General features: G+C 46.3%; 5 protein-coding genes and 1 tRNA gene. 4 read left to right on the top strand and 2 right to left on the bottom strand.

What is annotated here, in order from left to right; genetic code table 11:
- Nucleotides 1–72 precede the first annotated feature (72 nt).
- The 4 genes from FRZ54_RS19865 to FRZ54_RS24855 all read left to right on the top strand — a co-directional run bounded on the left by FRZ54_RS19865 (nt 73) and on the right by FRZ54_RS24855 (nt 8908).
- Nucleotides 73–3261: a SusC/RagA family TonB-linked outer membrane protein gene (locus FRZ54_RS19865; protein WP_147033556.1), complete on the top strand. Its 3189-nt coding sequence runs from the start codon at nt 73–75 to the stop codon at nt 3259–3261.
- A gap of 29 nt (nt 3262–3290) precedes the next feature.
- Nucleotides 3291–5015, top strand: coding sequence for a RagB/SusD family nutrient uptake outer membrane protein (locus tag FRZ54_RS19860; RefSeq protein WP_228462550.1), 1725 nt, complete (start codon nt 3291–3293; stop codon nt 5013–5015).
- Between the two features lie 187 nt (nt 5016–5202).
- Nucleotides 5203–8778, top strand: coding sequence for a VCBS repeat-containing protein (locus FRZ54_RS19855; protein ID WP_147033554.1), 3576 nt, complete (start codon nt 5203–5205; stop codon nt 8776–8778).
- A gap of 1 nt (nt 8779) precedes the next feature.
- Nucleotides 8780–8908 (top strand): hypothetical protein, encoded by a 129-nt coding sequence (locus FRZ54_RS24855; protein WP_262712273.1) that lies wholly within the window; start codon nt 8780–8782, stop codon nt 8906–8908.
- 128 nt (nt 8909–9036) lie between these two features.
- On the opposite strand, the gene FRZ54_RS19850 is transcribed toward FRZ54_RS24855, so the two are convergent.
- A tRNA-Lys gene (locus FRZ54_RS19850) sits at nt 9037–9109 on the bottom strand.
- A 115-nt stretch (nt 9110–9224) separates the two neighbouring features.
- Nucleotides 9225–10853 (bottom strand): ABC-F family ATP-binding cassette domain-containing protein, encoded by a 1629-nt coding sequence (locus tag FRZ54_RS19845; protein WP_147033553.1) that lies wholly within the window; start codon nt 10851–10853, stop codon nt 9225–9227.
- Between the last annotated feature and the right edge of the window lie 47 nt (nt 10854–10900).

Genomic DNA, 10900 nt, shown 5'->3' with positions numbered 1-10900 from the left:
GTCAGTGTCCCTCAGGCAATAATTTTATTCATTGTCAAATACAACCAATTTTCAACTTCATCAAAACTTATTATGATTAAAAAATTACGAATTATTCACGTCGTGACTTTAGTCGGGTTGTGCTTATCGCTGCTGCTGGTAAGCAGCACCGGTTTTGCACAAAGTAATACCGTTACAGGGACGGTAACCGATGGCGATAACGGATCGCCTTTGCCGGGAGTAACTATCACAGTTAAAGGCGCCCGGACAACAACGGTCAGCGATGTAAACGGTCATTACTCCATCACAGCATCGGCTAACGGCACGCTGGTATTTGTTTATATCGGCTATGCTACGCAGGAGGTTCCAATAGGGGGGCAGTCGGCAGTTAACGTCAAAATGGCCACCGACAACAAAGCACTGTCGGAGGTTGTTGTTGTTGGTTATGGTACAGCCAAAAGAAAAGACCTGACAGGTTCGGTTAGCTCTGTAACATCGGCACAGATAGCGGCTGTTCCGGTAACCACGCTTGACCAGGCTTTGCAGGGCAGGGCAGCCGGTGTACAGGTAGTGAGCAACGATGCATCGCCAGGCGGTAATATCAGCGTACTCATCAGAGGCATTGGTAGTTTGGCGAGCGGCGGTAACGGACCGCTTTATGTAGTGGACGGCTATCCTCTCGACGGCAGTATTAATAATATCAACCCGAGCGACATTGCATCTATCGACGTATTGAAAGACGCATCTGCAACTGCGATCTATGGTATTCGCGCAGCAAATGGCGTTGTCATTGTAACGACAAAAAAGGGACGAAAAGATGGCGTACAAGTGTCATTCGATGCCTATAATGCTTTTCAGAGCAAACCTAAGGAATATCATATACTGAATGCGCAGCAATGGGCCACATTGGCCAATGAAGTGGCTGATGCCGACCCGCAACACAACTTTGCTGAATTGCAGCAATGGCGTACGCCGGGTTCGTTAACCAATGCTGACTGGCAAAATGCTATGTACCGTACTGCGTTAACCCAGAGTTACAGCCTGGCTGTACGCGGTGGAAGTGAGAAAGTGCAATCGGCAACATCGCTTGGATATTATGATCAGAAAGGCATTGTGCTGGGCTCATACTTTAAAAGGGTAACATTAGGCTCGAATGTTGACTATAACCCTATGAAATGGTTCAAGTCATCAACCAGCGTCAAATACACTTACCAGGATTCGAACAACCCGTTCGGCACAGGCAGCCTGGTGCAATTGACCCAATTGCCGCCTACATTAGACGGTGGTAACAAACAAACATCCCTGATAAAGGACAATAATAACAACTACGGCTTTTATAACCCGCAAAATACTTATGTTGCCAAATACGGTAACCCGGTTTTCACGGTAGAAAATGACCGTTATCAAAACCTCACCAATTTCTTACTGGCCAATACTTCATTAGAAGCTACGATTATTGACGGCCTTAAGATCAAAACCAATGCAGGGGTTAACGTGAATGAATACAATGGTTATTTCTTCCAGCCTGAGGATGACCGCCTCGATCAGCAATACAATCTTGGTGGTGCAACCCAAAATGCTTTTTACAGCCAGCACTTAAATCAAACTTTTAACTGGTTGTGGGAAAATACGATCTCTTACGACAAGACTTTCGGTAAGCATACCATAAGCTTCGTGGGTGGTGTTTCGGAACAAAAGAATACTTACACCGCCATGGGCGGCAGCGGTATCCCGCCCAACAGCGTTATCCGCGATTTGGGCCAGGTACGTAACCTGCAGCTTGATGCGTTGGGCAATGGCCAAAGCATTTATTCCCTGGCTTCGCAATTTGCCAGGTTAACTTACAATTTCAACGATAGGTACCTGGTAACAGGGACTATCAGGCGGGATGGTTCGTCCAAATTTGACGCCGGACATCAATACGGTACTTTTCCATCAGGTGCAGTAGCGTGGAAAGCAAAAGAAGAATCGTTTTTGAAAAATGTGGATTGGCTGTCAGACCTGAAGATCAGGGCCAGCTATGGCGAGGTTGGTAACCAGGGCTCTATCGGCCTTTTCCAATACCAGTCCCTTTACTCAACGGGGTCAGCTCCGGCCACCAGCGGTAACCTTGGTTATCCGTTTGATAAGTTGTACCAGGGCGGTATTGCTTCGGTTCAACCAGCAAATCCTAATCTGAAATGGGAAACAGATACGCAAACCGATATTGGTGCAGATATATCGTTCCTGCACGGCGATTTGACAGTGACGGTTGACTGGTTCGACAGGAAATCAAAGGACTTCCTGCTGACATTGGCTGCTCCTGCGCAAACGGGTTATAATTTCCTTACCCGCAACGTGGGCAGCATGGAAAATAAGGGTTTCGAGTTTGCTATCAATTATAATCACCGCACAAGTGAGTTCAAATATGGCGTGGGCTTAACGCTTACCACTGTAAGTAACAAGTTGACCAGTATTACATCCGGAACGAATTTTGTAACCAACTTCGGTGGCCTTAGTTTAGCGGGTATCGGCTGGTCGACCTTTACCGAAACAAATGTAGGACAGCCGGTAGGCGAGTTCTACGGTTACAAAACACTTGGTATATTCCAGACACAGGCACAGGTGGATGCATTAAATGCAGCAGCAGCGGCTAAAAATCCATCCAATCCATACTACCAGAAAACTGCAACCGGCCCCGGCGATCGCTATTTTGCTGATACCAATGGTGATGGACAGGTTACACCGGCTGACCAGGTAAGTTTGGGCAGCCCGATACCGAAGTTTTATGGAGGCCTGAACTTTGACTTTTCATATCGGGCATGGGACTTTAACGCTTATTTCTATGGCGTTTATGGAAACAAGATCCTGAACTATGAAGAAAGCTCGCTGGAAAGCTTCCAGAACCGGAGTTTTGTTGGTGTCGAAAATGTTAGCTACGATTATTATTTGCATCATTGGACACCGACCAACCCTTCCAATATCTATGCAAGGGCCAATTACAACGACGATGCTATCGGGAGCAACGTGCCCTCAAGCTCGTGGATACAGAATGGGAGCTTCCTGAAATTGAAAAATTTAACAATAGGCTATACATTACCTGCTGACCTTGTGAGCAAAGCGTCACTTGCCAAAGTAAGGGTATACTTCTCAACCCAAAACCTGTTTACAATAACAAGCTACAAGGGGCTCGATCCCGAAGTAGGTATGCAGGGAGGCAATGCAACCCAGAACGGCGTGGATAATGGCACTTATCCATCGTCCAGGTTTTACACTATCGGTTTAAATGTGACATTCAAATAATGAGCAATATAATATTGAAAGATATGAAAATGAATAAGAAAAATATTTCGCTGATAGCCCTGGTCGCGGTGCTATTGATCCCGCTCAGTTGTAAAAAGAGCTTTTTAACGCAGACGAATACCTTCTCGTCTACGGCCGGCGCTACTTTCCAGAAATCTTCGGATGTCGTAGCATTGGTAAACAGCATTTACGACAGCTACCAGAACAGCGACCTTTTGAAGAAATCAATTTGGTACTATGCAAATTTCCAGACCCATGACTGGTTCAACTACGGAGCCGACATTGTTTGGAATAACTACCAGATCAACTCCGATTTCGGAGCGCTTTCAACCTTTTGGAACAATGCCTATATCGGTATAGCCCGGGCGAATGCTGCTTTCGGCATTATTGCTGACGCAAAGGCGAGGGGCATAGTTACCCCTGCTTTAGCCGACCGCCTTACCGGAGAAGCATACTTTTTAAGGGGTATGACCTATTACTACCTTGCAGGATCGTTTGGTGGAGTTCCTTTAGAATTGAGCGCGACAACCAACGGATTAACACCCCGCAGCTCGCAGGATGACGTATTCAAGCAGGTAGTAGCAGACATGCAGCAGGCGGAACAACTTCTTTTGTCTAAAACAACACTGCCATCAACAGACCTGGGCCGTGCCACGAAGGGCGCCGCTTACGGTTTTGAGGGCGCTGCACAAATGTGGCTTGGTAATTATGCGGGTGCATTAACGGCTTTTAACAATCCGGAACTAACGAACAATTACCATTTGCTGCCGAACTTTATGGATGTGCACGAGTTTGATCATCAAAATAATGATGAGTCGCTCTTCGAGATACAGTTCGACGTACAAGGTTCACAAAGCTGGGACGGCGGCTGGCAGAACGGCGGCGAAGTTGCCTGGATAGACGACTTTAGCTGGCCCGAAGAAGTGGATAATTTTGGATATGACTATGGTAACCCCGGCCTGTGGCTTTCCTATCAGCCCGGCGACTTGCGCAAGGGTGGCACTATAATTGGCCCCGGCGATGCGATCGTCAGCCCCGGCATAGTTGCCAAGTGGGGTGGCATAAAAGGCTATCCTGAAGTAGTTTCGGGTTTTACCAATGGCGACCCGCGTTATATTGGCGATGATGGCAAGATCATTAACACCTGCGGAACGGCTACCAAACCATGGTATGGCGTATCCGACCAGAAACGTTCCGGCTACTATTGTGCAAAAAAATGGAGGGACCCCAACCTTACCGGTAACTCTGGCTCACAGGTGATATTCGGCTCGCAAAACCAAATATTACTGCGTTATGCAGAGATATTGCTTGACAGGGCCGAATGCAAAATCCGCACCGGTGATGTTGCGGGCGGCTTAGCCGATATTAAAACTGTGAGAGACCGGGCATGGGGCGGTACTGCTCCGGCGACGATGCAGGATGGTGCTAAGTATGACGGTACTGCTGCTGCTCCGATAACCGACCCACTGCAAATGGTTTTGAGCGAATACAGGCATGAGCTGACAGGCGAATACTCGTTGTTCTACGATCTTCGCAGGGCAGGCCCTGGCGTAGCAGCGGCCTTTATTCATGAAGCATACGGCACAGATGCAACATCGACCCCGCAACCTAACCCGGCTCCAGGGCCGACGCATGATGGCCAGCCACATGGTGTTTGGCGTACAGCATTACCGGACGGGCGTGACCTGCTCCCTATCCCGCAGGCCGCTATCGGGCTTAACCCGAACCTGACCCAAAACCCGGCTTACAGATGAGAACTCAACACACAACATGAGAGTTGATTTATAATTGGCCTGGCTTTCCCCGATTGGGGAAAGCCTTTCTTAATTAATAGAGCCCGGCGTAACAGCGCCAGGTATTTTTATCACCGGGTTTGAGCTATCCAATAAAAAAGTTAAATTCATTCGGCACTTTAGGCTCCCCGGTTATTAACCTGTTTATATGAAAAAGTTTTATCCATTTATTTTTTTGCTTGGGCTGGTGAGCTTTTTTTCGTGTAAAAAGCATATGCTTTTCGAAAAGATATCCTCTTCACATTCCGGTATTCATTTTAATAACCAGATCGTGGAAAATGACACCATCAACCCGTTCGATATCGTTAATATTTACAATGGCGGGGGAGTTGGCGTAGGAGATTTTAACAACGATGGCTTGCAGGACCTCTATTTTACCGGCAATGTTGTATCCAATAAACTGTACATCAACAAAGGTGATTTCAAATTTGAAGATGTAACGGACAAAGCCGGGGTAGGCGCCGCGGGCCGATGGGGAAGAGGCGTTTCAGTCGTCGATATTAACAGTGACGGCCTGATGGATATTTATGTATGTAATACGGTTTATGCCGATTCAAACCGCAGGATTAACTTATTGTATGTGAACCAGGGGATTGATAAGGATGGGGTGCCGCATTTCAAAGAAATGGCTAAGGAATACGGACTTGACGTTCATATACAATCAACCATGGCTACCTTTTTTGATTATGACAATGATGGTAACCCGGATATGTATCTTACAGATAACGAGGCCAGTTCAACCTACTACCCCAATATTTTTGGCCCCGCGGCGGCCAAATACCCGCATTCAAGCATGGGGAGATTATATCATGCGGAGTGGGATGCAAAATTGAAGCATCCTGTTTTTCATGATGTTTCGTTTAAAGCGGGCATTGATCTGCAGGGATTGGGCCATGCCGCAACCGTAGTCGATATTAATCGCGACGGCTGGAAAGATATTTACGTAAGCAACGATTTCCTCTCGCCGAACCTGTTGTACATTAACAATCACGACGGCACTTTCACCGACAAGTCCAAAGAATACTTTAAGCATACCTCATTCAACGCGATGGGCCAGGATATAGTCGATATCAATAATGATGGCCTTGCCGATGTTTTTGAACTGGATATGAACCCGGAGGATAATTATCGTAAGAAAATGATGATGCCACCAAACAGTTATCAAACTATACAGAGTTTTAACCTTTTTCATATTCAGTATCAATATGTGCGAAATACCCTGCAGCTTAACCAGGGGCCAAGGGTGCTGCAAAACGACTCGCTTGGCGCACCTGCATTCAGCGAGATCGCGTTTATGAGCGGTATTGCGCAAACCGATTGGAGCTGGACGCCTGTGATAACCGATTTTAATAATGATGGCTACCGGGATGTGATCGTGACCAACGGATTTCCCAAAGACGTAACAGATCATGATTTTATGGTGTACCGGCAAAATGCTTATGCAATAGGGTCAAAAAAACAGGTACTCGAGCAAATTCCATCGGTGAAGATCCACAACTATGCTTACCAAAATAACGGGAACCTTACTTTCAAGGACGAAACGAAGGATTGGGGGCTTGCTATACCAAGCTTTTCCAATGGAGCGGTCTATGCTGACCTTGATAACGATGGAGCGATGGATATGATCGTCAATAACATCAATGATGAAGCATTTGTATATCGTAATACCTCGCGTGATAAGGATAGCACGGACACACATTATATACAGGTAAAATTCAAAGGAACGGGACATAACCTGAATGGGTTGGGCGCCTGGGCTGACATTTATTATGATAACGGCAAGCACCAGGTTTCGGAAAATAACCCGTACCGTGGCTACTTGTCGACCGACGAAAATATAGCGCATTTTGGACTGGGTAAAACCGGTAAACTGGATTCGGTAGTAATTCGCTGGCCAAATGGCAAAAAGCAGGTGCTAAAAAATGTGAAAGCCGACCAGGTACTTACGGCTAATGTTGTTAACGCAAAAGAATCTTATTCATGGGAACAGCCAAAAATTGCCCGGAATACCCTTTTCACCGAGGTGGACAGCGTTAAAAATATCAGATACCACCACGATGAGGGCGATTTTATTGACTTTAATGTTCAAAAGCTAATACCACACAAACTATCGGAATACGGCCCTGCACTTGCTGTGGCAGATGTTGATGGCAATGGCCTGGATGATATCGTGACCGCAGGCAATTCGGCGCTTCATTCCCAGTTGTTTTTGCAGCAGGCTGACGGTAAGTTCATGAGGCGCGATCTGTTCCCCGACCAGAAAGGCAAGTTCACGGAGGCGAAAGATGAGGGAATGTTGCTGTTTGATGTCAACGGTGATGGTAAACCTGATCTGTATATCGCCAGTGGAGGTTACAAGGACGCTCCTGGCAGTCCGAATTACCAGGACCGCTTATACCTTAACGATGGAAAAGGGAATTTCACCCTGGCAGCAAATGCATTGCCGATGGATCACACCAGCAAACTATGCGTGCGGGCCGTAGATTACAATAAGGATGGCAAGCTTGACCTGTTTGTTTCGGGTAGGGTAGACCCATGGAACTACCCTAAGGCGGTGTCCAGTTGCATCCTGCGTAACGATAGTCAGAATGGTGTGGTTAAATTCACCGACGTAACCAACGAGGTTGCGCCTGCCCTAAAAAACACTGGCATGGTTTGCGACGGCCTTTTTACCGATTTTGACGGCGACGGCTGGCCTGATCTGGTGATGGCTGGTGAATGGATGCCGGTTACTTTTCTTAAGAACGACCATGGAAAGTTTGTGAACGTGACAGCAAACACAGGCGTCGGCGGTCAATTGGGTATGTGGAATTCAATTGTGGCGGGCGATTTCAGGCACACCGGCCGTATAGATTATATTGTCGGAAACCTGGGCGAAAACAGCTTACTACAGGCCAGCGATAAATACCCGATCTATATTACCGCAAAGGATTTCGACCAAAGCGGCACCTATTCGGCTATACCATCGATCTTCCTGCCCGATCAGAACGGTGATAAAAAGGAATTCCCAATGCATGGGCGCGATGACATGCTGAAACAGATGATCAGCATGAAAAAGAAATATACCAACTACAAATCTTACGCAACCGCGACAATGGATGACATATTATCACCTGAACAGCGAAAGGGCGCCCTACGGCTTAAAGCCAATCTGCTGAAGTCGTGTTATTTGCGTAATGACGGGAACGGAAAATTTACCATTATACCGCTGCCCGCCGAAGCACAATTTTCAACTTTGAACGGAATGGTAACTGGTGATTTCGATGGTGATGGCAACCTGGATGTTGCCGTCAATGGAAATGATTACGGCACAGACGTATCCATAGGCAGGTATGATGCATTTAACGGTTTGATCCTGAAAGGTGATGACAAGGGCGGTTTTAAGCCGATGAGCATTGCGCAAAGCGGCATTTATATCCCCGGAAACGGGAAAGCTTTGGTTAAGTTGAGGGACAATAAGGGGCACCTGCTTTTGGCAGCAAGCCAGGATAAGGATTTTATGAAGGTTTATCAATTAAATTCCGGGTCGAGTACTTTATCGCCCGCGTCAACGGACAACTATGCAGTGATAACCTATAAAAACGGAAAAACAGAAAAGCAAGAATTTTATTATGGTTCTTCCTTCCTGTCGCAGTCAGCTCGGTTTATAAAACTTAATGACCAAATTACCAGTGTCACTTTTTTTGATGATAAAAACAGGACGCGAACAGTTAAAGTAAATTAACATGGTCCGGAAAAAAAAAGAGCTTTTCCATGTGAAACATGAGGCGATCATCAAAGATGCCGGGCATTGGATCGTTCAGGAACAAACCGCGCAGGTGCAAAAGGGGTTACTGGGTTTCTTTTTAAAATGATCGACAACGATCCGGAACGACGATAAGAAATACAGTCCCGGGACAACCTGTACAATAATGATAACGCATAGCCTTCAAAAAACTACAAACAAAAACCGCTTCTGGTAAAGAAGCGGTTTTGTTTGTAGTGACCCCGCTGAGGCTCGAACTCAGGACCCACAGATTAAGAGTCTGTTGCTCTACCAACTGAGCTACGGAGTCGGGTTTTGTTTGGGCTGCAAATAAACGGATTTTTTTTTAAAAAATAATGACCAGCGACCAGCGATTAAAGATTAACAAACTTTTTTCCAAATTCCGGGTCTCCGGTTACCGATTTCTATGCTAAAGCATACATTTCATCCCTTTGCTTTTGCACTGCATCGCTGTTGATGTATTCGTCGTACGTCATCAGTTTATCGATCAGGCCGCCGGGTGTCAGTTCTATTACGCGATTTGCGACTGTTTCGGTCAGTTCATGGTCGCGCGAAGTGAACAGGATAGTACCCCTGAAATCCTTCATACCGTTATTGAGCGCCGTTATCGATTCGAGGTCGAGGTGGTTGGTCGGTTCGTCAAACATTAACAGGTTAGCCTGCTGCAGCATCATACGGCTGAACATGCAGCGCATTTTTTCGCCTCCTGACAGTACATTGCTCTTTTTCAATACTTCCTCGCCCGAGAATAGCATCCGGCCCAGGAAACCGCGGATGAACTGGTCGTCCTTATCACCGGTGGAGTACTCCCGCAGCCAATCGATCAGGTTTTCATCCTTGCCTTCAAAATATTCCGTGTTATCAATGGGGATATCGGCGAAATTGATGGTTACTCCCCATTTAAATTCGCCTTTAAAATCCTTGTCCCTTCCGGTAAGAATATTGTAGAAGGCCGTGGTTGCTAAACTATTTTGCGACAAGACGGCAATTTTATCTCCTTTATTGACGATCAGGCGAATATTATCGAACAAAAGTTCGCCATTCAAGGATTTACTCAGACCCTCGATCTGCAATATCTGGTCACCGGCCTCGCGGCCAAGGTTATTGAATATAATACCCGGGTATTTGCGGTTCGATGGCTGTATTTCTTCAAGATTGATCTTATCCAGGGCTTTTTTACGGCTTGTTGCCTGTTTAGATTTGGAGGCGTTCGCACTGAAGCGGCGGATAAAATCCTGCAGTTCCTTAACCTTGTCTTCCAGCTTCTTATTCTGATCGGAACGCTGGCGTAAAGCCAACTGGCTCGACTCGTACCAGAATGTGTAGTTACCGGTAAATATGGTCATCTTGCCAAAATCTATATCAACCACGTGGGTACAAACTGTATCCAGGAAGTGCCTGTCGTGCGATACCACTAGTACGATGGCCTCATAACTGGCTAAGAAGTCCTCTAACCAGCTTACTGTATGGATATCCAGATCGTTCGTGGGCTCATCCAGTAATAAGATATCGGGCTTGCCGAACAACGCCTGGGCCAATAATACACGTACCTTTTGGGTATTGTCCAGATCCTTAACTAAACTATAGTGAAACTCCTCTTTGATGCCGAGGTTACTTAACAGCGTTGCGGCATTACTTTCAGCGTTCCAACCGTCCATTTCGGCAAAAAGGTTTTCCAGTTCGCCTGCACGTTCGCCGTCTGCATCAGAAAAATCCTCTTTCAGGTAAATAGCGTCTTTCTCTTTCATCACGGCATACATTTCCTTATGCCCCATCATCACAGCTTCAATAACGGTAAATTCATCAAACGCATAGTGGTTTTGGCTTAGCACGGCCATGCGTTCGCCTGGCGTAAAACTTACCGATCCGCTTGTGGGATCAATATCGCCCGAAAGTATCTTTAAAAACGTTGATTTACCTGCGCCATTAGCGCCGATAATACCGTAGCAATTGCCCTGGGTAAATTTTAAGTTAACATCTTCAAAAAGTGTACGCTTACCGTAGCGAAGTGAAAGATTGGATATTGTTATCATACTGCACCTTAATTTGCGGCAAAGGTACGGTTATTCGGGCGGATTTT

The sequence above is a fragment of the Mucilaginibacter ginsenosidivorans genome (assembly GCF_007971025.1).
Taxonomy (GTDB): domain Bacteria; phylum Bacteroidota; class Bacteroidia; order Sphingobacteriales; family Sphingobacteriaceae; genus Mucilaginibacter; species Mucilaginibacter ginsenosidivorans.
The sequence above is the reverse complement of the archived record's forward strand: the minus strand, read 5'-3'. Positions and strand labels throughout refer to the sequence as shown.